We start from the raw sequence: 23,733 nt of genomic DNA, 5'->3' as shown, positions 1-23,733 counted from the left end.
CGTTATGGACCGGCTGAAGCCATGCACACTGTTGCCCGTAGCGTCGAAGCGCATAGCGTCGCCAGGGCCGCGCTGGACCAAGCCGAGGCACCGTTCATGCACGCGCTGAGCGCACCGCGCCGCGCCGTGCTATTCGGGCCGCCCCGGCCGTCCCTGCCCCCAAGAATGTGGAGGGGGGGCGAGGTGTGGCGCGTCAAGATGCCGATGCCGGTACCGCCACAACGGACGCGGCGCCTTCCACATCTTTCTTCTGTTCTCGCAGCCAGCTCAGATCCGCGGTCAGCGACTCTTTGGTAACGTCGACATGCTGCTCGTAGTAGCTGCGATCGGCCTCAAGCGCGTCGAACTGCTGTTGTTGGCTCGCATTTCTGGTGATGGGCAAATCCCATTTTTTTTGAGTGATCTCCTGCTTTCGTATCCTGCATTCATCATTGATCTGATTGCGTAAGCCCTGCCAGGCCGCAATGCTCGGATGGTTTTCCGAGACTTCATTCCCTGCGGTATACGCGCGGTCGCTGATATTTTCTCGATTGAATGTAATGCCTAACAGCTGGGCGCTCTCCAGTAAGGCGGTTTGCGAACGCGTGCGAATATCGGCCAACTGTTGCTGTGTCCGGACCGTCAAGTCTGGGCTGGCGTATTGCACAGAGAGTATCTTGGCATCGTCTCTCAGCTTCGGCCGGGTACCGCCATTTCCATCCTTTTCATACTCCTGGCGCTGAGCGAGCATTTCCCACTGACCGTCTTTGAAATGCAGAAAAACATTGGCGAGGCCTTCCTGCGTGCCATGCACCTGGTAATCCTTGAAGTCGGTTGCCATTACCGCATTCTCATGCAGTGTGGAGCTATTCGTCCTGGCATCGTGAAATACGCGGTAGGTATCGGGGGTGAGCTCCGTCACGATGACCGAACATCCGCTGAGCGAGCCAGTAAACACGAACTTGCTGTCGCCCGCTGTTTTGGGGATATCGACATACGCCGGACTGATGCCCTGTTGGGAGATCGAGTTATAGGCGAGGAAATGGGCGGGAATGGTATGCGGGTCGGTATCTTGCGCCAGCCGGAATTCATAGGTGCCATTGCCGAGATGCTGCAGCTTCGCACGGCCTTCCGCTGGCAACGCGCCGTCCTTGATGATGCCATCGCCACTGAGTGCATGGTTCAGCGCGAAGTCGCGTGGATCTTCCTGGAGCTGAGTTACCGCCAGTTCAGTGCGCAGCTGTTCGGAGCGGGCCTGACCGGGCGGAAAGCGGGCTTGTGTGGCATTGCCTGCGCTGTTCGTCTGCTGCGCTTGTTGCGGCACGGACGTGGTTGAGGAAGAGCTGGTATTGGTGGATGCCTGGATCGAGAGGGCGTTTAAACCTGCGCGGATTGCATGCATGAATAGCTTCTTTGCTGTTGGTCACGCTGATGAGTGTGCTGCATGCGCTGAAAGTTCCGGCCGGTTCTCTTCGTGTCCAGATGTATTTACCGCATAATGCTGCTCTAATTTTTCATTGTTGATGAACAATGGGGCATCTATGGACCGGCTCAAAGCCATGCACACTTTTGTCCGCATCGTCGAAGCCAATAGCTTCACCAAGGCGGCGGCCACGCTGGACTTGCCGCGCGCCTCGCTGACGGCCACCATCCAGCAGCTGGAGGCCTATCTCGGCACGCGGCTGCTCCAGCGCACCACGCGCACCCTGGCCCTGACCAGCGACGGCGCCGAGTATCTACGCCAGTGCCAGGTCATCCTGGCGGCGGTGGACGAAGCCGAGGCGCCTTTCCGCGCCAGTGCCGAACGCCCGCGCGGCAAGCTGCGCGTCGAACTGCCCGGCACCCTGGGCCGCAACTGGGTGGTGCCGCGCCTGGGCGCGTTCCACCGTGCCTATCCCGAGATCGAGCTGGTGCTGGGCCTGGGCGACCGCCTGGTGGATTTGACGCGCGAGGGCATCGACTGCGCCATCCGCGTGGGCGAGCTGCAGGACTCGGCCATGGTGGCGCGCCGCATCGGCAGCATGCGCTTCCTGACGTGCGCCGCGCCGGTGTATCTGGCGGCGCACGGCACCCCCGCCACACTCGATGAGCTGGCCCGCCATAATGCGGTGCTGCACTATTCCGGCCGCACCGGCCGTCCCTTCCCCTGGGAATTTGTGGTCGAGGGCGCCGTGCAGCGCGTCGAGATGCGCGGCGCCGTCGCCGTCAACGATGCCGACGCCTATCTGAGCTGCGGCTTGCAGGGCCTGGGCCTGATCCAGCCCGGCGCCTACCTGGTGCGCGGCCATCTGGCGCGCGGGGAATTGGTGCCGCTGCTGCCTGCTTTCCCGCCCACCGCGCTGCCCATTTCCCTGGTCTACCCGCAAGGCCGTCCCCTTACGCCTAAGCTGGGGGCTTTTGCCGCCTGGGCCGCTACTTTGTTTGATGCCGAACCCGATCTGCGCGCCGTTCGTGCGGTCTTATCGTCGGATAAATAGAACTGGGGCCGGGTGCGCGCGTCGGCGAAACCGAGCTGGCCATCGGCCTGACGGAGGCGCCGCTGGTGAGCGGCAATCTGGGCGTCGACAATGCCTCCAACCGCTACACGGGCCGGGTGCGCGTGCAGGGCGGCTTGAACTTCAACGATATCGCCGGTCTGGGCGGGCAGGCCTCGGTGCTGGGATCGACCACGGGTTCCGATTTCCGCTACGCGCGGCTGGGCCATATCACGCTGAACCACCGGGTTTATCCGGGCGCGCTGGCGGCCGGCGGCCCCGGCAACAGCTATAGCTTGAAAGGCGTAGGCGTGGGCTGGAGCTGGCGGCCCCTGGCGCGCACCGTGGTGCAGCTGCAGGTGGCGGCGAAAGTGGGCAGCAATCCGGGGCGCAACCTCAAGGGCAACGATGCCGACGGCAGCTCGTCCCGCGCGCGCCTGGTTCAATATCGCCACGTATTTCTGAAGCGCCGGCGGCAAGTCTTCCGATGCCGGCTGGACGGTTCGCCTCCTTCCGTCGCGCCAGCCGGCCTGCGGCCCGGACAGGGCCGGGCCGGGAGCAGGGGCGGTTTGCCGGGAATTTATCTTTTCGTCAATCACCTGGCGCCGCCATGGGAATCGTGCCAGCCGCCGCGCGGGCGGTTACACTAGCGCTATCTCATGCGAATCCTGCTCATCACCATCGGTTGTATCTCGGTCGCGCTCGGCATCCTGGGCGCGTTCCTGCCTTTGCTGCCGACCACGCCATTCCTGCTGCTGGCCTCGGCCTGCTTTGCGCGCAGTTCCACGCGCCTGCACCACCGGCTGCGCAACGATCCGACGTTCGGCAAATTCCTGCGCGACTACGAGGATGGACGCGGTATTCCTCTGCGCGGCAAGATCCTGGCGATCGGCATGATGTGGCCTTCGATGTTGTATTCGATGTACCGGGTGCGTTTCCTGGCCTTGCAAGTGCTGCTGGCGCTGATTGCCATCGGGGTCACGATTTACCTGCTGCGCCTGCCCACCACCCCCGCCAATAAATAGCGCCCAGGCTGCCCGCGCCGGGCTAGCCGGCGTCCTTGCCTTGCCGGCCCGGCACGATCAGCACGCCGACCAGGGCCGCCAGGTCGAGCAGTTCGCCATAGGCTTGTTCGTCGCTGTTCAGGCTGCGCGAGGGCGCGGCCGCTTGCAGCAGGCCGGGCGCGATGCGGTCGCCGAACAACATGACGGCCTTGGCTTCATCGTCCTGGCGCGAGGTCCAGCATAGGCCCTGGATGTCGCGGCGCTGGGCGTGGATGGCGGCCGCCCATGGGCGCGTGAGCGGGTACTGGTCTTTTTCGGTGTCGATCAATTGCTTGCGCGCGATGCCGAGGTGGCGCAGCGCCTTGCTGCTTAAATCGGCCAGCAGCAGGTCGCCCTGGGGCCGCAGCTGGGAATGCCGCTGGCCGGCCAGTTTGGCCTTGTCGAAGGTTTTCAGCCCGGCGGTAAAGGGAATGTCGTGAAAAACGGTTTCCATGGCCGCGCAGGTAAAGCTGGCGCCGCCGTACAGGGTGGGAATCGGCTGGCCCTGGGCATCCTGGATCGGACTGAAGCGCGCGTTGCCGGCCAGGCCGGGATTGAACTGAGCGGCCGCGTACTTGTCCTGGTGCACGCGATGCAGCAGCTCGCCCTTTTTCCAGATCGTCACGGCCAGATGCAGCTGTGTGGGCGGGGCGCCGATCAGGCCGGCCTCAGGCATGGGCCACGGCTGTCATTTCGTCGTGGGCGGCGGCGATCACGCGTTCGGGGGCGCTGGCCAGCAAGTCTTGCGGCCGCCGGCCGCCGAGAAAACTGTTGGCCGACATGAACCAGTAGGCCAGCCCCCAGCTATCCTTGGCCGCGCCGAACACGGCCAGGACCTTGGCCAGCGGTTTCAGCGGACGGTGGTCCGGTCCCAGCCCATAGCTGGGGAAATAATCATTGCCCTGGTGGTGCAGCGCGAAGATGCTGCCAGCGCGTTTCCATTTATTGGGTTGGGCGCTGGGATTGCTGGCGCTGAAGCCGGCCGCCTGGGCGATGTCGCTGGCGCTCATCCAATCGCCGCTGGTCAGCACGGCCGAGCGGGCCTGGACCCGCATCGTCACTTCCTTCAATTCATTCGGGGTCGGCACGGTGTCGGGCAGCAAGGCCTCGACCAGGGTTTCCAGCCGTTCTTCGTGACGGCTGGCCATGATTTGCCGGGCCAGCAGCGCGACCTTGGAAAACAGCTCGCTCAGGCGGCTCGCTTCGCTATCGGTGGTCTCGGGCAAGGTGACGGCCACCACATACGGGGCGCGGACCTGGTTCAGCTGGCTGCGCACATTGGCCGGCGTACCGCTCAGGGTTTGCATATTGGCGCTATCCAGATGCTTGAGGGCGCTGGTCATGGCGGCCTCCTTGGGTGAGGGTGGTTAGTTAAGTCTAATTATAACCCAAATAACCGGGCGCCTTGGACAGCCCAAGAAAAGCCCTTGTGCGCAAACAAGGGCTTACGGATCAGCTTGCGCTGGGTCGGGGCTTAGTTGCCTGGCGGCGGAAGATAACGGTCGCAATGGTACTTGCGATAGTTTTGGCAGGATTGCAGATTGCCTTCCTGGCACTCCTGGTTGTAGCTCTCACACGCTTCCGGGGTTACCGCCCACGCTGCATACGAAACACCCAGGCCCAGACCCGTTCCTACGCTGAGGACGAGCAGGGCTTTTTTCAGTTTATTCATTTGTCGCCTTTGTGGATTATTTAATTGCAAAATGAAACTGATGCGGCGATCAAGGGGATGGTCCCACCTTGATGCGCCGTAACTATCATAACATTATTTATTTTTATTTAAGCAATACAAAATACCAATTATTTTCACTTTTCCCGAGGAAAATTCCAGCGCCGCCGGCCCTTGGCCGACCCATTCGCGGCCCTCTGCCGCCGCCCCAGTCCTCCTTGATTATTTGTCGATCGTTAAAAAATTCTTTGACCTTGCCGCGCTCTGATGTATTATTTGTCGCTCGACAAACAATGAAGGAGAAAACTGATGTCTGCGATTGGAACCATGAAGGGCCCGGGCCTGCATCTGGCGCAGTTTGCCGGCGATGCGGCACCGTTCAACAGCCTGTCCGGCATTGCCGCCTGGGCCGGCGACCTGGGCTTCAAGGGCTTGCAGGTGCCAGCCTGGGACAGCCGCCTGTTCGACCTGAAAACGGCGGCCGAGAGCCAGGCCTACTGCGATGACGTAAAAGGCATGCTGGCCGAAAAAGGACTGGAAATCAGCGAGCTGTCGACCCACTTGCTGGGCCAGATGGTGGCGGTGCACCCGGCCTACGATGCGCTGGTCGACGGCTTCGCGCCGCCCGAGCTGCGCGGCAAACCGGCGCAGCGCAGCGTCTGGGCGATCGAGCAGGTCAAGCTCGCGGCCAAGGCGTCGCGCCGTCTCGGCCTGAGCGAGATGGGCACGTTCTCCGGCGCGCTGGCCTGGCCGTATTTCTTCCCCTTCCCGCAGCGTCCGCAGGGGCTGGTGGACACGGCCTTCGACGAACTGGCGCGGCGCTGGAAGCCCATCCTCGACGTTTGCGACGAGCAGGGCGTGAACCTGTGCTACGAAATCCACCCGAGCGAGGACCTGCACGACGGCGCCACCTTTGAAATGTTCCTGGATCGCGTGGGCGGCCATGAACGCTGCAACATCCTGTTCGATCCCAGCCACTTCGTGCTGCAGCAACTGAAGTACCTGGACTATATCGACATCTACCACGAGCGCATCCGCATGTTCCATGTGAAGGATGCCGAGTTCAATCCGAGCGGCCGGCAAGGCATCTATGGCGGCTACCAGAACTGGACCGAGCGCGCCGGCCGTTTCCGCTCGCTGGGCGACGGCCAGGTGGACTTTAAGGGCATCTTCTCCAAGCTGGCGCAGTACCGCTACTCGGGTTGGGCCGTGCTGGAATGGGAGTGCTGCCTGAAGCAGCCGGAAGACGGCGCGCGCGAAGGCGTGGACTTCATCAACCAGCACATCATCCAGGTGACGGACAAGGTGTTCGACGACTTCGCCGGCGCCGGCATCACGCAGCAAGAAATCAACCGCCTGCTGGGGATCGCATGACTCTCCCGCAGCAGCAACTGAAAATGGAACAAGACATGACAACTGAATTCACCCACGGCTATGCGCGCACGGCGGCTGGCCGCATCCACCACGTCAGCGTCGGCGAAGGCAAGCCGGTGCTGCTGATTCCGGGCTGGCCGCAGACCTGGTACACCTGGCGCCATGTGATGCGCACGCTGGCCGCATCGGGCTTCCGCGCCATCGCCGTCGATCCGCGCGGCATCGGCCACTCCGACCGTCCGCTGGACGGCTACGATACCGGCACCGTCGCCGCCGACCTGCATGAGGTGATGCGGCAGCTGGGCCACGAACGCTACGCCGTGGTGGGCCACGATATCGGCATGTGGATAGGCTATGCGCTGGCCAGCGACTACCCGCAGGCGGTGGAGCGGATGGCGCTGACCGAGGCCGTGATTCCCGGCCTGGCGCCGGCGCCCACGATCTTCGTGCCGCCCGAGCACAATATCTTCTTGTGGCACTTCATGTTCAACCAGGTGCGCGACTTGCCCGAGGCGCTGATCCAGGGCCGCGAGCGCGAATACCTGTCGTTCATGTTTGACAAGTGGTCCTACCGGCGCGATGCCGTGGCGTTCGAGGTGTATGCCGAAGCCTATGCCGCGCCGGGCGCGCTGCGCGCCGGCTTCGCCTACTACCGCGCCATCCCGCAGACCATCGAGCAGAATCTGCGCCGCGCCGAAACACCGCTGCCCATGCCCGTGCTGGCGCTGGGCGCCGAGCATGCGACCCAGGACGCGCCGCTGCTGACGATGCAGAAGCTGGCACCGGATCTGCGCGGCGCCATCCTGCCCGACTGCGGCCACTTCGTCACGGAAGAAAGCCCGCTCGACTTCCTGGCCGAGCTGCTGCCTTTCCTGCGCGGCGAATAAAGCCGCATAAAAACAAAAAGGCTCTTCCTGCGAAGAGCCTTTTTTCATGCCGGCAGGGCTTAGTGCTTAGTGCTTGGCGCTGGCGGCCAGCACGCTCATGGCGGGCGGGATCAGGGCCAGCAGGCGGTTGCGCGGCACGCCGTCGCGCGCCTGCACCGACAGGCCGTGCAGCAGGGCGGCATAAAAATCGCCCAGCGCTTCGGCGTCGGTGTCGGTGCGCAGTTCGCCGCTGGACACGGCCTGGCGGATGCGTTCCACGATCGATGCCGTGCGCTGCTGCCGGTGTTCGGCCAGCCAGGACATCACCGACTCGTTGCCGCTGCTGTAATTGGTGGCGGCGCTGACCACCATGCAGCCTTTGGGCTTGCCGCGCCGGGTATACAGTTCGGCGGCGTCGGTCAGCATGCGCTCGATGGCTTCGCGCGCGCTGCCGTCTTGCTTCGCCAGCGCGCGCTGGGCGAAACTGCCTTCCTCCGCCTCATAGAGTTCGACCGCTTCGCGGAACAGCGCTTCCTTGGAACCGAAGGCGGCGTAGATGCGGGCCGAGGCGATGCCCAGGGCTTCCACCAGGTCGGACAAGGCCGTACCTTCATACCCGTGCGTCCAGAACACATCGCGCGCCTGTTTCAGCGCGTTGTCGCGGTCGAATTCCCTTGGTCTGCCTGCCATGCTGCCCGCCTTTTCATTGAATTGAATGCAGGCTGTATTGTAGAACGTCCGACAAAGAATGGCGATGGCTGTCTGCGCAAATAAAAAGCCCCTGCATTCACGCCGCAGGGGCTTCAGGGATATGGTGTTGCCGGTGGTTAGCCGTGGCAGTAGGTGCGGAACAGGTTGCAGGCGATCGGGTCGCCATCGCGGCAGGAGCTCATCAGCTCCAGGCACCAATCCGGGTCAGGCAGAGCGAAGGCGCTCTGCGACATGCCGATACCCAGGCCCATGCTCACTGCCAGCAAAACCAGTTTCATCTTTTTCATGGCGTTCTCCTTTGTATCAGCACAGTGGGCCATAGGAGCGGCATGGGCCGCGATACAGTTTGCAGGAGGCTTGATCGCCCTCTTTGCAAGCGACGCAGGCGTCGCGGCAATCGTCGATCGGTGGCAGTGCCGTCGCGGACAGCGAAACACCCAGACCCATACCCAGCGCGGCGATGAACATCATTTTTTTGAGGCTTTTCATAATAGTTTTACCTTTAACGTTATGGATTTAAATATCGATGCTTCGCTTAGTCTTCGCACAGGAACGGACGGTAGGCATCGCATGGGCCGCGCAGAAAATCGCAGGACATTTGAATACCTTGGGCACACTTGGCGCATGCGGAGCGGCAGGCCTGTTCGCTTGGAATGGCATAGGCCGACAGCGATGCGCCCAGTCCCAGTCCTAATGCAGCCACAAAGGCCATTTTTTTCAGGCTTTTCATATTGGTATCACCTTTCGTTTATGGTTATGGGCAATAACGGAAATAGACCGGGCAGCCGTGGGCTTTGGGATTTTCGTCGCAAATCGGGGCCATGATTTCGCACCAGGCGGCGCTGGGGAGGGCGGCAGCGGAATAGGACAGTCCCATCCCTAGGCCAAACAGCAGAAATAGACTGGCTTTTTTCAGAGTCTTCATCATTACTATCGCTTTCATATTAATAGTGTTGTGGTGCGAAGAAATGCAAAAGTACATCTAATTAAATCGGCAGAGTGGTCATTTACTATTATTATGCAATTGACGAAATCTGCCTCCCTTTTTCGGGAGCCATTAATTTCTCATGGGTGAAAATATATTCGCAACGAATTTATTTAATTTAGTTGCAAATTTGCAGCGACTGCAAGAAAAAACGATTTATCCACGCGGCCGCTCGCGGCAAACCGGCATTTATTCGGGGCGCGCCAGCGCCTGGCAGAAAGCGGCCGTGGCTTCGTCCAGCGGGAAGCAGGATTCGATGTGCAGCTCGTCGAGGGTGACGTCGCGCGGGGTGCCGAAGGTGGTGATGGTGGAGAAGAAGCGCAGCTCCTGGCCGTTGTTGCGGAAGACGGTGCTCAGCAAAGGCGCCGGCGCGGCGCCCGGCTGGCGCCGGCGCCAGTGCGGCGGCACGCCGGGATAGGCCAGCACCTCGTCGAGCAGGGCGCGCGCCTTGGCATCGCCCGGCGACGAGGCGACCAGCGCGTGCAGATGGCCGAGCAGGTCGCTCGCCACTTCCTCATGATTGACCAGCACGGCGCGCAAATCCTGCGGATCGAAAACGTGGCGCAGCATATTGCGGTGCGGGCTGTCGCGCCCATCGAGCAGGAAGCGGTTCAGGCGCAGCGCGGCGCCGTTGGCCGCCACGATGTCCCAATAGCGGTTCAGGAGGAAGGCGGGGTAGGGTTCCTGCTGCCGCAGCATCAGGGCGATGGCTTGCTCGATGCGCGCCATATCCGGCGCGCCGAGCGCCGACTCGGGATAGTGCGGCGCGTAGCCGGCCGCCACCAGCAGGGCATTGCGTTCGCGCAGCGGCATGTCGAGGGCTTGGGCCAGCCGTCCCAGCACCTCGCGGCTGGGCTGGGCCTTGCCGGTTTCGATATAGCTCAGGTGGCGGGCCGAGAGTTCGGCGTCGAGCGCCAGATCGAGCTGGCTCAGACGCCGCGCCGCGCGCCATTCGCGCAGCAGGATGCCGATACGGGCCGGGGCGAGGGGGGCGTCATGGGTTTGCATGCGGCTTATCTTAGCGCGGCCGGGTGCGGGCCGCCATGACCTCCGAGGTTATTGAGCGCATGACCTGGCGCGCCAATACTGTGTTCACCGATTCCCCACAAGGAGCACAGCATGGACCGCAGACATTTCCTGACACTGGCCGGCGGCGCGGCCGCCGCCGCCGCCCTGGCCGGTCTGGCATCGGCGGCGACGCCCGCCGCCGCGCTGAACGCCGCCGCCTTTCACACGGCGCGCCGTTTCCAGCCGACCCGCTTCGGCCGCATCGCCTATATCGAGCAAGGCAGCGGCCCGGCGGCCCTGTTCCTGCATGGCTTCCCGCTGAACAGCTTCCAGTGGCGCGGCGCGCTGCCGCTGCTGGCGCCTTACCGGCGCTGCGTCGCGCCAGACTTTCTCGGCCTGGGTTATACCGAGGTAGCGCCGGGCCAGGGCATGGCGCCGCAAGACCAGGTGGCGATGCTGGCCGCGCTGCTCGACCGCTTGCGGATCGGGCGTGTCGACCTGATCGCCAACGACAGTGGCGGCGCCGTCGCCCAGCTCTTCATGGTGCGCTATCCGCAGCGCGTGCGCAGCCTGCTGCTGACCAATTGCGACAGCGAACCGGAATGCCCACCCGCCGCGCTGGCGCCGGTGATCGAGCTGGCCAAGGCCGGCACCTTCGCCGACCAATGGTTCCAGCCCTGGCTGGCCGACAAGGCGCTGGCGCGCAGCGCGCGGGGCATCGGCGGCATGTGCTACGCCGATCCGGCCCATCCCAGCGACGAGGCGCTGGAGTGCTATCTCGGCCCGCTGGTGAGCAGCCCGCAGCGCAAGGCGCAGATGCATGCGTATGCCGTGGCGCTGGAACGCAACTCGCTGCAGGGCATCAGCGCCGCGCTGAAGGCCAGCCGGGTGCCGGTGCGCGTGCTGTGGGGCGAAGCCGACGATATTTTCACCGCCGCCAGTGCGCGCTATTTCGAGCAGGCTTTCGGCAATGGGCGTGGCCTGCGCCGCCTGCCGGGCAGCAAGCTGTTCTGGCCGGAGGAGCAGCCCGCGCTGCTGGCGGCCGAGGCCCGGGCGCTGTGGCGCCTGGCCTGAGCGGCACGCCTGGCCTGCTGCGCGTCAGAAGTATTTGGACAGGTAGTACACGCCCGAATCGGGGAAGATGGTGGCGACGCGCGCGCTGCCCAGGCGCGGCAGCAGTTGGGCGATGCCGGCGCTGACGCAGCCGCTGGAGCCGCCGGCCAGGATGCCTTCACGGCGCGCCAGCAACTGGCAGTATTCCAGCGCTTCCTCGTCGCTCACTTGCACCACATCGTCCACCACGGCCGGATCGAAGGCGAGCGAGGGCGCGCCCTTGCCCACGCCCTCGATGGCGCTGCGGAACTCGCCGGTTTGCGGCGCGTCCGTCACCAGCTTGCGGTAGGCCGAATGGCGCGGCTCGACCCCGATCACGGTGATGCGTGGATTGCGCTCCTTCAGATAGCGGCCGATGCCGGAGATGGTGCCGCCCGAGCCGATGCCGCAGACGAAGTAGTCGAGCTGTCCGTCGAGTTGCTGCCACAGCTCGGGCGCGGTGTCGGCATAGTGGGCCTGGCGGTTCAATTCGGAGCGGTACTGGTCCAGGTGGTAGGCGCCATGTTCGGCCGCCAGCGCCTCGGCCACCGCGTAGTAGCTGCGCACATCCTGCTCCGGCACATCGGTGGCGCAGACGTGCACCTGGGCGCCGTAAGCCTGGATGCGCTTGACTTTTTCCACGCTGGTCTTGCCCGGCACGGTCACATCGCATTGCAGGCCATGCACGGCGCTGGCCATCGCCAGCGCCGCGCCGGTGTTGCCGGACGAGCTTTCGACCACGCGCTGGCGGCCGGCCGGCATGCGCGCGAGCATATGGCGCACCATGCGGTCCTTGATGCTGCCGCCTGGATTCATGTATTCCAGCTTGGCCACGATTTCGGCACGCTCGCCGAACAGGCGCGACAAACGGACGAGAGGCGTATTGCCTATCGCATCCATCACGGAATTACGGATAGAGTGGGGCATCGTGGCAACCTCCTTTGAATGATGGAAAGTCTTTTCCTGTTAGAAAGGCTATCATACTTGTTATTTTATTAGGGTTTTCTTTGCCATGAGACAGCCGCCAGCCCCGCTTCGGCCGAGCTGAGATAAAATGCCCGGTTTGGAATCTGAAACGAGGTTGCACCATGAAATGGGCAATTGTTGCTTTTTACGCGCTCTCCGTCCTGCACATCCACTTCCGCGGCAAGGTGCGCCTGCCGTTCGGCCGCCAACTGTTCGACCACTCGTCGTTCATGGCGCCGATCAATATCTTCATGCACTGGTTCTCCAAAGTACCGTCCACGCCCTGGTTGCCGGTGGCCGACTTCAAGGAACTTGAACCGCTGCAGCAGAACTGGCAAGTGATCCGGGCCGAAGCCGAGAACCTGCTGCGCCTGCAAAAGATCAAGGCCTCCGAACAGAACGACGACGCCGGCTTCAACTCCTTCTTCAAGAACGGCTGGAAGCGCTTTTACCTGAAGTGGTACGACGCTAGCCATCCCTCGGCCGAACAACTGTGCCCGCAAACCTTTGCCCTGCTGCAAAGCATTCCGAGCGTGAAGGCGGCCATGTTTGCCGAGCTGCCGCCGGGCGGCAAGCTCAATCCGCACCGCGACCCCTTCGCCGGCTCGCTGCGCTACCACCTCGGCCTGGCCACGCCCAACGACGACCGCTGCTTCATCGATGTCGACGGCGAGCGCCACAGCTGGCGCGACGGCGTCGGCGTGATGTTCGACGAAACCTATATCCACTGGGCCATCAACGGCAGCGAGAGCGACCGCATCATCCTGTTCTGCGACGTCGAACGGCCGATGCGCTTCGGCTGGGCGCAAGCGGTCAACCGCTTCCTCGGCCGCACCCTGATGACGGCGGCCGCCTCGCCCAACGAAAGCGGCGACCAGGTCGGCCTGGTCAGCAAGCTGTTCCGCGTCTCCTTCTACGCCGGCAAATATCGTCGCCGCTTCAAAGCCTGGAACAAGACCGCCTACAAGCTCACCAAGCTCGGTCTGATCGTCGGCATCGCCGCCCTCATCATCTTCCTTTGATCTTCCGCAAACAATGTCCCACCCTGGTGTCAGGCACCAGAGTGGGACATTGCTTGATCTAGCGCAAAAAATGTCCACCCTGGTGCCTGACACTAGGGTGGACATTGTTTGATCTGGCGCAAACTTCTGAATGAAAAAAAGCCCGGATGGGTATCCGGGCGAGCGTACTGCCGGCTATTGTTGTTGCTATGCTTTTTTCTTGACGCGCGCCGGTTGGCGGCGCTTCAGGGTCAGGCCGATGCTGCACAGGCCGACCAGGAACATGGCCCAGGTCGTCGGTTCGGGGACGGCGGCTGCCGTGACGCCACCGCCGGCGCCAGCACCGCCGCTCAGGTCGCGGCTGAACAGGTTCATATTGGAGAAGTTCGGGACATTGTCGGCGTTGTTGAGCCATTCGATCTTCCAGTTGCCTTGCAGGGTCTGGCCGGCGCCAAAGACTTGGTTGTCAAACAGGAAGGCGGTGCCGGCGTCGCCGGTGTGCATGGAGAAGGCGAGGTCGAGCACAACCTGGGCGGCGCTCAGATTGGTGATGGCCCAGGTGCCGCTCTGGTTGCCGGCATCCTTGCTGAAGCTGTAGCTGAAGGCGCTGTTGACGGTGGTGAAGGAGCTGCCTTGGGCCGTGCCCATCAGGCTCCAGGCGCCGCCATTGCCATAGCTGGCGAAGGCGGCGGCGAAGCTGCTGGCGTCGCTGCCGGGATTGCTGCCGTAGTAGTTCAGGGCGTCGGACCAGTAGGCGGTCGCCGTGCCGCCCAGGGTGACGTCGTCCAAAGAGGCGGCGCCGATCGTGCCGGCCTGCGCTGCGCCGGCCAGCACGAATGCGGCGGCAGTTGCCAAGAGTCTTGCCTTGCGAGTATGTTTGTTCATAGAGCACCCATTCGTGTGGTGGTTGCAGGCGGGGTCGAGGGCTGCGCAGAGGTGGCCGGCGTCTGGAAGGCCGTTGGAATGATCCTAGCGCGAGAGCATCTGTCATTGCAACGAAGAACTTGCGATTTCTCTATGGAAACTATCGAAAAATCACCAGCGCCGCAGAGTGAAAATGTGTGTATTTTGCCGCGTTGCGGGCGCCGGAATTGGAGGAAATAAATGTCGCTCATCAGCAACGTCGTGCGCCTGTTTGCGCTGTTTTTGGCGCTGGGCTTGAGCAGCGGGCTTGCGCAAGCGGCGCGCCATGGCGCGCCCGCGCACGGCCAGGAGGAGGACGGCGGCGGTCGCGTGCTGCGCGATATCGCGTATGGCGAGCTGCCGCGCCAGCGTTTCGACGTTTATCTGCCGGCCCAGCCGCGCGGCCCGGTGCTGTTCATGGTGCATGGCGGCGCCTGGCGCAGCGGCAGCAAGAGCGAGGCGGCGGTGCTGGAAAACAAGGTGCCGCATTTCACGGCCCGCGGTTATGTGGTGGTGGCGGCCGATTACCGCCTGTTGCCGCAGGCCGAGCCGCTGGAACAGGTGCGCGACGTGGCGCGCGCGCTGGCGGCGGCCCAGGGCATGGCGGCGTCCTGGGGCGCGGACCGCAAGCAGTTTGTGCTGATGGGCCATTCGGCCGGCGCGCACCTGGCGACGCTGCTGGCGGCGCGCCCGGCCCTGGTGTCGGAGGCCGGTTGCGCGCCCTGGCTCGGCACCATCGCGCTCGACAGCGCGGCCTACGATCTGGTGGCGTTGATGGAGCAGCGCCATGCGCGCCTGTATGACCAGGCCTTCGGCAAGCATGCGGCCACCTGGCGCAGCCTGTCGCCCTACCATGCGCTGGACGGGGCGCATGAGGTGCGGCCGCTGCTGCTGGTGTGCTCGCAGCTGCGCGAGCAGGCTTGCGCCCAGGCCCAGGCTTTCGCCGGCCGCGCCCGCGCGTTGGGCATCATCGCCGACGTACTGGAGCAAAAGCTCAGCCACCGCGACTTAAATCTGTTGCTGGGCAAGCCCGGGGCCTACACCGCCGGCGTGGATGCTTTCATCGCCCGCCTGCCCGGCCTGCAACTGCGCGAGCAGGAGGACGGCGCGCCCGGCAGCCGCTAGCGCGGCGGCGCATTCACTTTCAGCTTGCCTGCCGCTTCCTCGCGGCTGAGCAGCCAGATGCGTTCGATCAGGCCGTCGCGGTCTTCGATGTAGGCGATGGGCAATTGGCGGCCGCGCAGCGTGGCCGGGGTTTCGCTCAGATTGTCCTGGTTGAAGATGCGCCCGGCCGGCGCCAGGCGGCGCGGGCGGCCATCGATTTCCACTTCCGGGAAATAACCCGGCGTCAGCACGCCCTTGCGCGCCTCGAGCGGGAAGCCGCGCTCTTCGGCCCGCGCGGCCGGCAGCAGCAGCAGACAGGCGGCAAGCGCGCAGGCAAGGCGGTTCGGCATGGTCGGCTCCGGCGGATGGGATGGCTACAGCTTAGCCGGATGTGAGCAGCATCGCCAGTACTGCCAGCGCCATGGCCGCCGTGCACAACCAGCCCAGCACGCGCAACCAGGGCGCCAGCGGCAGCGGCCCCATGACGGCGGGCCGGGTCGCCAGCAGCATGGTCACCGCCATGATGGGGACGGCGATCACGCCATTGATGACGGCGCTCCAGTACAGGGCCTGGAGCGGGTCGACGGGCAGGAAGCCGATGGCGACCCCGGCCAGCGTGGCGGCGGCGATGATGGCGTAGAACTTGCGCGCCGCGCGCGGCCGCAGTCCCAGGCTGCTGCGCCAGTTGAAGGCGCCCGCCACCGCGTAGGCGGCCGAGCCGGCCAGCACGGGAATAGCGAGCAGGCCGGTGCCGATGATGCCCAGGCTGAACAGGGCGAACGCCAGCTCGCCGGCCAGCGGCCGCAGCGCGGCGGCGGCCTGGGCCGAGGAACTGATCTCGCGCACGCCCTGGGCATGCAGGGTCACGGCCGTGGTCAGCATGATGGACAGCGCGACCAGATTGGAAAAGCCCATGCCGACCAGGGTGTCGAGGCGGATGCGGCGCAGCTCGGCCGCGCCGTGCTGGGGCGCCCGGCGCAGCGGGGCGGCGGCCGGGTCGGCGCGCAGCTCTTCGACTTCCTGCGCCGCTTGCCAGAAGAACAGGTAGGGGCTGATCGTGGTGCCGAACAGGGCCACCACCGTGGTCAGGTAGCCGCGCTCCCAGGCCAGCTGGGGCAGCAGGGCCGCGCGCAGCGCCGCGCCCCACGGCACGTGCACCACCAGCACCGTCGCCATATACGCCAGCAGGGCCAGCGTCAGCCATTTGAGCAGACGCGCATAGCGCTGGTAGGGCAGCAGCAATTGCAGCAGCAGCGAAAGCAGGCCGAAACCGAGGGCGTACCACTGGGCGCGCCCGCCCAGCACCAGGCGCGCCGCCTCGCCCATGGCGGCGATGTCGGCCGCGATATTGATGGTGTTGGCGGTCAGGAGCAGCAGCACGATGGCGTGCAACAGCCAGGGCGGGCAGTGGCGCCGCATATTGCCGGCCAGGCCGCGCCCGCTGACCCGGCCGATGCTGGCGCTGGCCATCTGGATGCCCACCATCAGCGGATAGGTCAGCAGCATGGTCCACAGCAGGCCGAAGCCGAACTGGGCGCCGGCCTGGGAATAGGTGGCGATGCCGCTGGGATCGTCGTCGGCCGCGCCGGTGACCAGGCCGGGGCCAAGCTGGTCGAGCAGGCCGGCGCCGCCCTTGGGGGCGCCGGTAGCGGAAGGGACGGGTGGGGTGGTGCTCATGGCCATCCAGCATGGGGCCGCCGCGCCGCCGCGTCGGTACGCTGGCGTACCGTGTGGCGCCGCCGCCGTGGCGCATCAAACAAAATTTCCCTTCTGGCAATTCTGTTTGTACAATTTCCGCGAGCAACCGCTTAAGACGTTCCCGCGTCACGGGATTTTCTGGATTACTTTATGCGCCTTCTGATTGCCCTGTTCCTGCCCTGGCTGGCTTTTTTCACCATCGGCCGCCCTGTCGCCGGCATCATCTGCCTGCTGCTGCAATTGACCGTGCTGGGCTGGATTCCGGCCGCCATCTGGGCGGTGTATTCGCTGAGCCAGTACAACACCGACAAGAAAATCGACGCGGCGCTGCGCCGGCGCGGTTAAGTGCTCGGCCCCCCGGCCGGACTTCAGGATGCCTGGCGCGCCTGCCACTCGGCCAGCGCGCGCCGGTAGCGCTCGAGCTGGGCATCGTATTCGTCGAGCACGCACCAGTCGCAGCCGCCGCGGCAGCATTCATCGGCCGCCGGCCGGGGTGGGGCGGTGGGGGCGGGAGCCGGATCGGCGGGCGCGGGCGGGGGGGATTTGGCGGGCATGGAACGCTTATATTGTCTTAATTTGCAAGATTTTCCAGCAAAATCCCTCGTTTTTGTGCGAAGGGCTGCTGAAACAGGTATCATCCAGGGTTGGCCGCCGCGGCCTTTGCTCGCGCAAATTGTTGTTTTCCTGAAGAAAGATGGCCATCACTGCATGGCCCACCACGAATATGTCTGACACCGAGATCACCCTGGCGCCGGAGGGCGCCGTTGCCGCCCCGGCGCAAGTCCGCTTTGCCGACTTCGGCCTGTCGCCGGATATCCAGCGCGCGCTGACCGAGCAGGGCTACACCCATCCGACGCCGATCCAGGCCCAGGCCATCCCGGTCGTGCTGCAAGGCCGCGACGTCATGGGCGCGGCCCAGACCGGCACCGGCAAGACCGCCAGCTTCTCGCTGCCGATTATCCAGCTCTTGCTGGCCCATGCCAATAGCAGCATGTCGCCGGCGCGCCATCCGGTGCGCGCCCTGGTGCTGACCCCGACCCGCGAACTGGCGGTGCAGGTGGCCGACAATGTCAAAGCCTATTGCAAGCATACGCCGCTGCGCTCGACCGTGGTGTTCGGCGGCATGGACATGAAGCCGCAGACGGCGGCGCTGCGCAGCGGCATCGAAATCGTCATCGCCACGCCGGGCCGCCTGCTCGACCACGTCGAACAAAAGACCGTGAGCCTGGGCCAGGTGCAGATGCTGGTCATGGACGAGGCCGACCGCATGCTCGATATGGGCTTCCTGCCCGACCTGCAGCGCATCATCAACCTGCTGCCCAAGCAGCGCCAGAACCTGATGTTCTCGGCCACCTTCTCGCCCGAGATCAAGAAGCTGGCCAACAGCTTCCTCAACAACCCGGTCTCGATCGAAGTGGCGCGCAGCAATGCCACGGCCGACAAGGTCACCCAGGTGGTGTACAAGGTGGCCGAAGAGCACAAGCGCGACGCCGTCGCCCACATCCTGCGCCAGCGCGAGCTGAAGCAGGTGATCGTGTTCTCCAATACCAAGATCGGCGCCTCGCGCCTGGCGCGCGGCCTGGAACAAGAGGGCATGAAAGCGACCGCCATCCACGGCGACAAGAGCCAGCAGGAACGCATGGCCGCGCTCGACGCGTTCAAGAAGGGCGAGATCGACGTGCTGGTGGCCACCGACGTGGCCGCGCGCGGCCTCGACATCTCCGACCTGCCTTGCGTGGTCAACTACGACCTGCCGTACAACGCCGAAGACTATGTGCACCGCATCGGCCGCACCGGCCGCGCCGGCGCCTCGGGCGACGCCATCTCGATCTATTCGGACAAGGACGAGCGCCTGCTGGCCGACATCGAGAAGCTCATCAAGCAGACCATCCGCCGCGGCGAGCTGCAGGGCTTCGCGCCCGGCAACCACAGCGGCGACGAGCGCCATGGCGAGCGCCGCGCGCGCCGCGGTTCGGAAGCCGACCGCAGCCGTGGTGAACGCGCTGAACGCGGCGGCGCCGAGCGCGCGCCGGGCGGCGAACGCGAACGCAGCCGTGGTCCGGGCGGCCCCGGCCCGCGCCGCGAGAAGGTCGACCCGTGGTTCCTGAAACCGTATGAGCCGAGCCGCAGCGCGGCGCCGGCCGCCAGCGCGCCGCTGCCGGCCGCCAAGCCCAAGGCCAAGCTGGCCGCGCTGCTGGGCGGCCTGCCCAAGGCGTAAGCCGGGGCTGCCGCCAGAAGCCGGCCGGCGATGCGCCGGCTTCTTATATAATCGGCAGCTTTCTCTTATTGTGCCCAACTGGGGTCGCTTCGCGGCCCCGGCTTAACTACTGTGTCCATTCTCGACCAACAACGCATCGCCGTCATCGTTCCCTGTTATAACGAGGCGCTGACCATCGCGGCCATCGTGCGCGACTTCCAGGCTTGCTTGCCGCAGGCGCCCGTCTATGTCTTCGACAATAATGCCACTGACGCCACCGTGGCCGTGGCCGTGGCTGCCGGCGCCATCGTGCGCCGCATCCCCTGGCAGGGCAAGGGCAATGTGATCCCGCGCATGTTCGCCGATGGCGGCGCCGCTGCCGCAAACCTATCTGGCCACGGGCCTGGTGCCGCGCCTGCCGACGGCCGTGCTGTGCACCGGCATCGGCCTGTTCAGTGTGCTGCTGTGCTGCGGCCTGATCCGCGATACCGTGACCAAGGGCCGCATCGAACAAAAACGCTTTGCCTATCTGGTGCAACCGGCACCATCCATTCTCGCTTCCTTCCATGAAACCTCCGACCATGAAACTGGCCAGTCTTTCCAGCGTTGACGCGGCGCCCGCGGCCGCGGCACAGGCCCACCCCGCCTACCGCGCCGACATCGACGGCCTGCGCGCCATCGCCGTGCTGTCGGTGGTGCTGTTCCACGCTTTTCCGGCGCGGCTCAAGGGTGGTTTCGCCGGCGTCGACATCTTCTTTGTCATCTCCGGCTACCTGATCGGCAGCATCATCATCGGCGGCCTGCAAAGCCATAGCTTCAGCTTCGCCGACTTTTATGCGCGCCGCATCCGCCGCATCTTCCCGGCCCTGAGCCTGGTGCTCGCGGCCAGCCTGACCTTCGGCTGGTTCGGCCTGTTCGCCGACGAGTACAAGATGCTGGGCAAGCATGTGGTGGGCGGCGCCGGCTTCCTGTCGAACTTCTTCCTGTGGAACGAGGTCGGCTATTTCGACACGGCGGCCGAAACCAAGCCGCTGCTGCACCTGTGGTCGCTCGGTATCGAGGAACAGTTCTACATCTTCTGGCCGCTGATCCTGTGCGCGGCCTGGAAGCTGCGCCAGCGCCTGTTCGGCGTGGCCCTGCTGCTGGCGCTGGCCTCGTTTCTCGTGAACGTGGCCGGCATCGCCAAATTCCCCAGCGCCACCTTTTACTCGCCGGCCAGCCGCGCCTGGGAATTGCTGCTGGGCGCCATGCTCGCCTACTTCTCGGTCAATAAACTCAGCCTGTACTTCGGCGCGCGCCAGAGCGGCGGCGGCGACACCCGCTATGAGCTGGGCAGCCCGCGCGCGCGCAACTGGCTGTCCGTGCTCGGCCTGTTGCTGCTGTTGACGGCCTTCCTCGCGCTGCGCAAGGACAAGGCCTTCCCCGGCTGGTGGGCGCTGCTGCCGACCGGCGGCGCGCTGCTGCTGATTGCCGCCGGCCCGCGCGCCTGGGTCAACCGCCACCTGTTGGCGCGCCGTCCCCTGGTCTGGTTCGGCCTGATCAGCTATCCCCTGTATCTGTGGCACTGGCCGCTGTTATCGTTTGCCCAGATCATGGAATCGGGCTTGCCGTCGGCGCGCGTGCGCGGCGTGCTGCTGGCGCTGGCCGTGCTGCTGGCCTGGCTCACCTACCGCTGGGTGGAACGGCCGCTGCGCGGTCCGGCCCACGGCCGCGCCAAGGTCACGGGCCTGGTGCTGCTGATGCTGGCCTTGGCCTTGGCCGGCGCCTGGCTCTACAAGCACGACGGCCGGCCCAAGCGCGCCGCCGTGGTCGACAATGCGCTGCTGCAGAAAGACTTGATCATGGTGGAAGACGTGGCCAATGTCGAGGCGTGCAAGAAGCGCTACGGCTTCACCACCAAGTACCAGTACTGCCTGCTCGATGACCCGGCGCGCGATCCGAGCGTGCTGCTGATGGGCGACAGCCATGGCTACCACCTGATCGCCGGCTTGACGCGCTATTACCGCGCCCAGGGCGAGAACCTGTGGTTCCTCGGTACCCGCGTGCCCTTCCTCGACATGCCGCCGCTCGACGATCCCTTCCAGCAGGCCACGCCGCAGATGATGGAACTGGCGCTCAAGACCCCGGGCATCAAGACCGTCATCCTGTCGACCGCGCTCAAGCTCGACCCGAACTCGGACCCGGGCCGCGCCACCATGGACCATTTGCGCGCCACACTGCGCCAATTGCTGGCCCATGGCCGCCAGGTGGTCTTCGTCAACGACGTGCCCTTCCTGAACTTCGAGGGGCGCGCCTGCATCCGCCGCGGCGCCGTCGCCGTCACCAAGCTCCAGCTCGACTGTTCCTTGCCGGCGGCCGAGTTCCGCAAGGCCGTGGCCGGCCATGACGCGGCCGTGGCCACCATCATGCGCGAGTTCCCCCAGGTGCAGCTGTTCGACGCCGCGGCCCAGCTGTGCGACGCCCAGCGCTGCCATGCGATGATCGACGGCATGCTGATGTACCGCGATACCAATCATCTGAGCTATCGCGGCGATCTGTGGATGGGCGAGCGTTTCGCCCAGCAGCAAGCGGCGCGGGCGGCGGCGGGCCGTTAAGAGCGGCCGCCGCCAGGCGCAAAGAAAAAGCCCCCAGGCCGTGCTGGCCTGGGGGCTTTTTTGCTGGGCGGTCCAGGCGCGCTGCCGCGCCCGCGCCGTCAGCGCAGCGTCACCTCATTCAGGAAGACCGCCAGCAGGCGGGTATCCTGCGGGCTGGGGCGTTGCGGCTGCTCATGGCGCAGCTCGATCAGCACGCTGCCGCGCGCCACCGCCTCGGCCGGCAGCGGCAGCGGCTGGGGCTGTTCCAGCTGCACCCACCCCATGTCCTTGCCGTCCAGTAGCACGCGGGTGCGCGTATTGCCGTTGAAGTAGTTGCCGTGCAAGGTCACGCTGGGCGCGCTCAGCGCGGCCGGGATTTGCAGGCGCAACTGGGAGCGGGCGCCGAGCGACCAGACGCCGTCCCAGGCGCCGCCGCCATACTCCAATCCGGACCAGCCCTGGCCCAGCTGCAGCGTGTTATGCAGGCGGAATTGCTCGACGCGCAGGCGCTGGCCGCGGGCCGGATCGGCCGCGACGCAGGCCAGCGCGCCGTCCAGATAGCGCCAGCCGTGCACGCTGTCGTGGGCGGCATTGCCCGGCGCCAGCTTCATGCCTTGGCCGCACAGATGGTCTTCAATGCCCGGGTGGCGCGCGTTGTACAGGTGCTTGATCGGCGCGCCGTCGCGCGGATAGGCATAGATGCGCTCGGGATTGATGTAGTCGTCATTATTGCCGGAACGCTCGGCGAAAATCTCCGGCTCCGGGTGGTACCAGTTGGGCGCGTAGCGCAGCACCAGGCGCGCCAGCGGACTGAATTGCACATAGCTGTAGCTCAGCGCGTTGACCATGCACAGGCCTTGCGCCAGCAGCAGGCCGACGGCCAGGCGGCGCGGCCAGCGCGCCTGCTGCTGCAGGCGCCAGAGCAGGGCGAACAGCAGCGGCATGCTGGACCAGAAGGCATAGCGCATCATGCCGGCCGCGCCCGAGTTCCAGTTCAGCACGGCCAGCGCCGGCAGGATCAGGGCCAGGGTGAAGCTGGCGCAGGCGCCCAGCAGCAGGACCCGTTGCGGCGCGCCGCGCCACATCCACAGCGCGAGCAGCGCCAGCACGGCTGGAATGCCGATCAGCAGACCCTGGTTCAAATCGAAGAAGAAGGATACCAGGCGGGTCACGGTGACCAGCTCGCGGTTGGAGAACAGCTTGACGATGATATTGGGCACGCCGTACTGCCACAGATTGAACAGCGGCGGCAGGGCGATCAAGACCAGAGCCAGGCCCAGGCCGAGCAGCTGGCGCGGCGCCAGCGCCTGGCGCAGCGCGGCCGCCAGGCCGCGTCCGGGCTGGTAGTCGAGGCAGAGCTTGATCAGCGGGGCAAAGCCGAGGAAGGCCAGGATGGTCGGATTCTGCCAGGCGGCCAGGCCGGCCAGCAGGCCGGCGCGCAGCGGCGCGCCGCTCGCATACAGGGCCAAGGCGCCCAGCAGGGCCGCCGCGCTCAGGCATTCGGGACTGCTCCAGTTCCAGTACAGCGCGCCGCCGCACAGCATGAACAGGGCCGTGCCCCAGGCCGCGCGCGCGGTGTTGCGGAACAGGCGGTACAGGCACAACGCCAGCACCAGCACCATGGTCAGGTTCAGCACCTGGAAGCATTTGAGCGGCGGCAGGCCGGCCGCCTGCAGCAGCTTGTAGGGCAGCACGGCCAGCGCCGAGTAGCCGAAGAAGTGCACGGTATAGACATCGCCGCCGCGCCCGCGCACATAGGCGGCGTACACCACCTGCTTGTTGGCGCGCAGATCGGCGGCCAGGATCTCATAGATCTCGGCGCGCTCCGGCGCCAGCTGCTTGGCTTGCTCGATATCGCTCATGCGGATGGCCGGCGTGCCATGGTTGGCCATGGCGATGGTGGCCAGGGTGTATTCGACGGAATCGCCCTTCATGTGGTCGGCCTTGAACAGGAGCAGTAGCAAGCCCATGATCAGGACCAGCAGCAGCGCCAGGCGGCGCGGTGGCGGCAGGGGCATATGTGGATTCAACAGCGCACTCCAATGGCAGGGAAAACCGGCAGTATATTGCAATTGCCGGGCCTGGGCCAT

The 23,733-nt window shown here is 65.2% G+C and carries 28 protein-coding genes; 12 read left to right on the top strand and 16 right to left on the bottom strand.

Annotation, left to right across the window (positions count from 1 at the left end; genetic code table 11):
* Positions 1-193 precede the first annotated feature (193 nt).
* The gene (locus FHS03_RS05620) at positions 194-1,381 is read right to left on the bottom strand and encodes a hypothetical protein (RefSeq protein WP_183440005.1); all 1,188 of its coding nucleotides are present in this window, start codon (positions 1,379-1,381) and stop codon (positions 194-196) included.
* 157 nt (positions 1,382-1,538) lie between these two features.
* Here FHS03_RS05620 and FHS03_RS05615 point away from each other — a divergent pair, with 157 nt between their 5' ends.
* The 3 genes from FHS03_RS05615 to FHS03_RS05605 all read left to right on the top strand — a co-directional run bounded on the left by FHS03_RS05615 (position 1,539) and on the right by FHS03_RS05605 (position 3,478).
* Positions 1,539-2,456 carry a LysR family transcriptional regulator gene (locus FHS03_RS05615; RefSeq protein WP_307729525.1) on the top strand — a complete coding sequence of 306 codons (918 nt, stop codon included), beginning with the start codon at positions 1,539-1,541 and terminating at the stop codon, positions 2,454-2,456.
* Positions 2,457-2,521: 65 nt separating this feature from the next.
* Positions 2,522-3,103, top strand: a complete 582-nt coding sequence (locus FHS03_RS05610; RefSeq protein WP_183440003.1) for a hypothetical protein — start codon at positions 2,522-2,524, stop codon at positions 3,101-3,103.
* 9 nt (positions 3,104-3,112) lie between these two features.
* Positions 3,113-3,478 (top strand): YbaN family protein, encoded by a 366-nt coding sequence (locus FHS03_RS05605; RefSeq protein ID WP_183440002.1) that lies wholly within the window; start codon positions 3,113-3,115, stop codon positions 3,476-3,478.
* A gap of 22 nt (positions 3,479-3,500) precedes the next feature.
* On the opposite strand, the gene FHS03_RS05600 is transcribed toward FHS03_RS05605, so the two are convergent.
* The 3 genes from FHS03_RS05600 to FHS03_RS05590 form a co-directional block, all read right to left on the bottom strand.
* The gene (locus tag FHS03_RS05600; RefSeq protein ID WP_183440001.1) at positions 3,501-4,172 is read right to left on the bottom strand and encodes an RES family NAD+ phosphorylase; all 672 of its coding nucleotides are present in this window, start codon (positions 4,170-4,172) and stop codon (positions 3,501-3,503) included.
* Positions 4,165-4,839: a hypothetical protein gene (locus FHS03_RS05595; RefSeq protein ID WP_183440000.1), complete on the bottom strand. Its 675-nt coding sequence runs from the start codon at positions 4,837-4,839 to the stop codon at positions 4,165-4,167. The genes FHS03_RS05600 and FHS03_RS05595 overlap by 8 nt, the downstream gene beginning before the upstream one ends.
* A 131-nt stretch (positions 4,840-4,970) precedes the next feature.
* A complete protein-coding gene (locus tag FHS03_RS05590; protein ID WP_183439999.1) occupies positions 4,971-5,168 on the bottom strand; it encodes a hypothetical protein in 198 nt (65 codons plus the stop codon).
* A 315-nt stretch (positions 5,169-5,483) separates the two neighbouring features.
* Here FHS03_RS05590 and FHS03_RS05585 point away from each other — a divergent pair, with 315 nt between their 5' ends.
* Positions 5,484-6,539, top strand: a complete 1,056-nt coding sequence (locus tag FHS03_RS05585; RefSeq protein ID WP_183440072.1) for a sugar phosphate isomerase/epimerase family protein — start codon at positions 5,484-5,486, stop codon at positions 6,537-6,539.
* Positions 6,540-6,574: 35 nt separating this feature from the next.
* Positions 6,575-7,426: an alpha/beta fold hydrolase gene (locus FHS03_RS05580; RefSeq protein ID WP_229426071.1), complete on the top strand. Its 852-nt coding sequence runs from the start codon at positions 6,575-6,577 to the stop codon at positions 7,424-7,426.
* A gap of 66 nt (positions 7,427-7,492) precedes the next feature.
* Here the strand turns inward: FHS03_RS05580 and FHS03_RS05575 are convergent, their stop codons facing one another.
* The 6 genes from FHS03_RS05575 to FHS03_RS05550 all read right to left on the bottom strand — a co-directional run bounded on the left by FHS03_RS05575 (position 7,493) and on the right by FHS03_RS05550 (position 10,109).
* On the bottom strand, positions 7,493-8,095 hold the full coding sequence (locus FHS03_RS05575) for a TetR/AcrR family transcriptional regulator (RefSeq protein ID WP_183439998.1): 603 nt from the start codon (positions 8,093-8,095) through the stop codon (positions 7,493-7,495).
* A 137-nt stretch (positions 8,096-8,232) separates the two neighbouring features.
* Positions 8,233-8,403, bottom strand: a complete 171-nt coding sequence (locus FHS03_RS05570; RefSeq protein ID WP_183439997.1) for a hypothetical protein — start codon at positions 8,401-8,403, stop codon at positions 8,233-8,235.
* Between the two features lie 16 nt (positions 8,404-8,419).
* On the bottom strand, positions 8,420-8,605 hold the full coding sequence (locus FHS03_RS05565; protein WP_183439996.1) for a hypothetical protein: 186 nt from the start codon (positions 8,603-8,605) through the stop codon (positions 8,420-8,422).
* Between the two features lie 46 nt (positions 8,606-8,651).
* Entirely contained in the window at positions 8,652-8,846 is a 195-nt protein-coding gene (locus tag FHS03_RS05560; RefSeq protein ID WP_183439995.1) for a hypothetical protein, read from the bottom strand.
* A gap of 24 nt (positions 8,847-8,870) precedes the next feature.
* Complete coding sequence (locus tag FHS03_RS05555; protein ID WP_183439994.1) at positions 8,871-9,044, bottom strand: hypothetical protein; 174 nt, start codon at positions 9,042-9,044, stop codon at positions 8,871-8,873.
* Between the two features lie 246 nt (positions 9,045-9,290).
* Positions 9,291-10,109 carry a helix-turn-helix domain-containing protein gene (locus FHS03_RS05550; protein WP_183439993.1) on the bottom strand — a complete coding sequence of 273 codons (819 nt, stop codon included), beginning with the start codon at positions 10,107-10,109 and terminating at the stop codon, positions 9,291-9,293.
* 111 nt (positions 10,110-10,220) lie between these two features.
* Here FHS03_RS05550 and FHS03_RS05545 point away from each other — a divergent pair, with 111 nt between their 5' ends.
* On the top strand, positions 10,221-11,183 hold the full coding sequence (locus tag FHS03_RS05545) for an alpha/beta fold hydrolase (protein WP_183439991.1): 963 nt from the start codon (positions 10,221-10,223) through the stop codon (positions 11,181-11,183).
* 24 nt (positions 11,184-11,207) lie between these two features.
* On the opposite strand, the gene FHS03_RS05540 is transcribed toward FHS03_RS05545, so the two are convergent.
* The gene (locus FHS03_RS05540) at positions 11,208-12,128 is read right to left on the bottom strand and encodes a PLP-dependent cysteine synthase family protein (RefSeq protein WP_229426070.1); all 921 of its coding nucleotides are present in this window, start codon (positions 12,126-12,128) and stop codon (positions 11,208-11,210) included.
* Between the two features lie 161 nt (positions 12,129-12,289).
* On the opposite strand from FHS03_RS05540, the gene lpxO reads away from it, so the two are divergent.
* The gene (gene lpxO, locus FHS03_RS05535; protein WP_183439990.1) at positions 12,290-13,189 is read left to right on the top strand and encodes a lipid A hydroxylase LpxO; all 900 of its coding nucleotides are present in this window, start codon (positions 12,290-12,292) and stop codon (positions 13,187-13,189) included.
* 186 nt (positions 13,190-13,375) lie between these two features.
* Here the strand turns inward: lpxO and FHS03_RS05530 are convergent, their stop codons facing one another.
* On the bottom strand, positions 13,376-14,053 hold the full coding sequence (locus tag FHS03_RS05530) for a PEP-CTERM sorting domain-containing protein (protein ID WP_183439985.1): 678 nt from the start codon (positions 14,051-14,053) through the stop codon (positions 13,376-13,378).
* A 219-nt stretch (positions 14,054-14,272) separates the two neighbouring features.
* On the opposite strand from FHS03_RS05530, the gene FHS03_RS05525 reads away from it, so the two are divergent.
* The gene (locus FHS03_RS05525) at positions 14,273-15,196 is read left to right on the top strand and encodes an alpha/beta hydrolase (protein WP_183439984.1); all 924 of its coding nucleotides are present in this window, start codon (positions 14,273-14,275) and stop codon (positions 15,194-15,196) included.
* On the opposite strand, the gene FHS03_RS05520 is transcribed toward FHS03_RS05525, so the two are convergent.
* Both FHS03_RS05520 and FHS03_RS05515 read right to left on the bottom strand, forming a co-directional pair.
* Positions 15,193-15,525, bottom strand: a complete 333-nt coding sequence (locus FHS03_RS05520) for a hypothetical protein (protein WP_183439983.1) — start codon at positions 15,523-15,525, stop codon at positions 15,193-15,195. The two genes, FHS03_RS05525 and FHS03_RS05520, sit on opposite strands and share 4 nt — an antisense overlap.
* Before the next feature lie 31 nt (positions 15,526-15,556).
* A complete protein-coding gene (locus FHS03_RS05515) occupies positions 15,557-16,852 on the bottom strand; it encodes an NRAMP family divalent metal transporter (protein ID WP_183439982.1) in 1,296 nt (431 codons plus the stop codon).
* A 171-nt stretch (positions 16,853-17,023) separates the two neighbouring features.
* On the opposite strand from FHS03_RS05515, the gene FHS03_RS05510 reads away from it, so the two are divergent.
* Positions 17,024-17,218 carry a YqaE/Pmp3 family membrane protein gene (locus FHS03_RS05510; protein WP_183439981.1) on the top strand — a complete coding sequence of 65 codons (195 nt, stop codon included), beginning with the start codon at positions 17,024-17,026 and terminating at the stop codon, positions 17,216-17,218.
* Between the two features lie 23 nt (positions 17,219-17,241).
* On the opposite strand, the gene FHS03_RS05505 is transcribed toward FHS03_RS05510, so the two are convergent.
* The gene (locus FHS03_RS05505) at positions 17,242-17,427 is read right to left on the bottom strand and encodes an oxidoreductase-like domain-containing protein (RefSeq protein WP_183439980.1); all 186 of its coding nucleotides are present in this window, start codon (positions 17,425-17,427) and stop codon (positions 17,242-17,244) included.
* A 170-nt stretch (positions 17,428-17,597) separates the two neighbouring features.
* Here FHS03_RS05505 and FHS03_RS05500 point away from each other — a divergent pair, with 170 nt between their 5' ends.
* From FHS03_RS05500 to FHS03_RS05490, 3 genes are all read left to right on the top strand, one after another.
* Positions 17,598-19,091: a DEAD/DEAH box helicase gene (locus tag FHS03_RS05500; RefSeq protein ID WP_229426087.1), complete on the top strand. Its 1,494-nt coding sequence runs from the start codon at positions 17,598-17,600 to the stop codon at positions 19,089-19,091.
* A 343-nt stretch (positions 19,092-19,434) separates the two neighbouring features.
* A complete protein-coding gene (locus tag FHS03_RS27905; RefSeq protein ID WP_221208046.1) occupies positions 19,435-19,680 on the top strand; it encodes a hypothetical protein in 246 nt (81 codons plus the stop codon).
* The gene (locus FHS03_RS05490; RefSeq protein ID WP_183440069.1) at positions 19,652-21,664 is read left to right on the top strand and encodes an acyltransferase family protein; all 2,013 of its coding nucleotides are present in this window, start codon (positions 19,652-19,654) and stop codon (positions 21,662-21,664) included. Before FHS03_RS27905 ends, FHS03_RS05490 begins: the two co-directional genes overlap by 29 nt.
* Positions 21,665-21,762: 98 nt before the next feature.
* On the opposite strand, the gene FHS03_RS05485 is transcribed toward FHS03_RS05490, so the two are convergent.
* On the bottom strand, positions 21,763-23,673 hold the full coding sequence (locus FHS03_RS05485; RefSeq protein WP_183439978.1) for a hypothetical protein: 1,911 nt from the start codon (positions 23,671-23,673) through the stop codon (positions 21,763-21,765).
* Positions 23,674-23,733 lie beyond the last annotated feature (60 nt).

It is taken from the genome of Pseudoduganella violacea, assembly GCF_014191875.1.
Lineage (GTDB): Bacteria > Pseudomonadota > Gammaproteobacteria > Burkholderiales > Burkholderiaceae_D > Rugamonas > Rugamonas violacea_A.
The sequence above is the reverse complement of the archived record's forward strand: the minus strand, read 5'-3'. Positions and strand labels throughout refer to the sequence as shown.

Bases quoted from the DNA above. Each gene is read 5' to 3' on its own strand.
- FHS03_RS05605 (WP_183440002.1), top strand. From the start codon at position 3,113: ATGCGAATCCTGCTCATCACCATCGGTTGTATCTCGGTCGCGCTCGGC.
- FHS03_RS05555 (WP_183439994.1), bottom strand. From the start codon at position 9,044: ATGATGAAGACTCTGAAAAAAGCCAGTCTATTTCTGCTGTTTGGCCTA.
- FHS03_RS05530 (WP_183439985.1), bottom strand. From the start codon at position 14,053: ATGAACAAACATACTCGCAAGGCAAGACTCTTGGCAACTGCCGCCGCA.
- FHS03_RS05525 (WP_183439984.1), top strand. From the start codon at position 14,273: ATGTCGCTCATCAGCAACGTCGTGCGCCTGTTTGCGCTGTTTTTGGCG.
- FHS03_RS05505 (WP_183439980.1), bottom strand. From the start codon at position 17,427: ATGCCCGCCAAATCCCCCCCGCCCGCGCCCGCCGATCCGGCTCCCGCC.
- FHS03_RS05595 (WP_183440000.1), bottom strand. From the start codon at position 4,839: ATGACCAGCGCCCTCAAGCATCTGGATAGCGCCAATATGCAAACCCTG.
- FHS03_RS05510 (WP_183439981.1), top strand. From the start codon at position 17,024: ATGCGCCTTCTGATTGCCCTGTTCCTGCCCTGGCTGGCTTTTTTCACC.
- FHS03_RS05490 (WP_183440069.1), top strand. From the start codon at position 19,652: ATGAAACTGGCCAGTCTTTCCAGCGTTGACGCGGCGCCCGCGGCCGCG.
- FHS03_RS05600 (WP_183440001.1), bottom strand. From the start codon at position 4,172: ATGCCTGAGGCCGGCCTGATCGGCGCCCCGCCCACACAGCTGCATCTG.
- FHS03_RS05520 (WP_183439983.1), bottom strand. From the start codon at position 15,525: ATGCCGAACCGCCTTGCCTGCGCGCTTGCCGCCTGTCTGCTGCTGCTG.
- FHS03_RS05580 (WP_229426071.1), top strand. From the start codon at position 6,575: ATGACAACTGAATTCACCCACGGCTATGCGCGCACGGCGGCTGGCCGC.
- FHS03_RS05615 (WP_307729525.1), top strand. From the start codon at position 1,539: ATGCACACTTTTGTCCGCATCGTCGAAGCCAATAGCTTCACCAAGGCG.
- FHS03_RS05515 (WP_183439982.1), bottom strand. From the start codon at position 16,852: ATGAGCACCACCCCACCCGTCCCTTCCGCTACCGGCGCCCCCAAGGGC.
- FHS03_RS05560 (WP_183439995.1), bottom strand. From the start codon at position 8,846: ATGAAAAGCCTGAAAAAAATGGCCTTTGTGGCTGCATTAGGACTGGGA.
- FHS03_RS05620 (WP_183440005.1), bottom strand. From the start codon at position 1,381: ATGCATGCAATCCGCGCAGGTTTAAACGCCCTCTCGATCCAGGCATCC.
- FHS03_RS05540 (WP_229426070.1), bottom strand. From the start codon at position 12,128: ATGCCCCACTCTATCCGTAATTCCGTGATGGATGCGATAGGCAATACG.
- FHS03_RS05545 (WP_183439991.1), top strand. From the start codon at position 10,221: ATGGACCGCAGACATTTCCTGACACTGGCCGGCGGCGCGGCCGCCGCC.
- lpxO (WP_183439990.1), top strand. From the start codon at position 12,290: ATGAAATGGGCAATTGTTGCTTTTTACGCGCTCTCCGTCCTGCACATC.
- FHS03_RS27905 (WP_221208046.1), top strand. From the start codon at position 19,435: ATGGCGGCGCCGCTGCCGCAAACCTATCTGGCCACGGGCCTGGTGCCG.
- FHS03_RS05570 (WP_183439997.1), bottom strand. From the start codon at position 8,403: ATGAAAAAGATGAAACTGGTTTTGCTGGCAGTGAGCATGGGCCTGGGT.
- FHS03_RS05550 (WP_183439993.1), bottom strand. From the start codon at position 10,109: ATGCAAACCCATGACGCCCCCCTCGCCCCGGCCCGTATCGGCATCCTG.
- FHS03_RS05565 (WP_183439996.1), bottom strand. From the start codon at position 8,605: ATGAAAAGCCTCAAAAAAATGATGTTCATCGCCGCGCTGGGTATGGGT.
- FHS03_RS05590 (WP_183439999.1), bottom strand. From the start codon at position 5,168: ATGAATAAACTGAAAAAAGCCCTGCTCGTCCTCAGCGTAGGAACGGGT.
- FHS03_RS05575 (WP_183439998.1), bottom strand. From the start codon at position 8,095: ATGGCAGGCAGACCAAGGGAATTCGACCGCGACAACGCGCTGAAACAG.
- FHS03_RS05500 (WP_229426087.1), top strand. From the start codon at position 17,598: ATGTCTGACACCGAGATCACCCTGGCGCCGGAGGGCGCCGTTGCCGCC.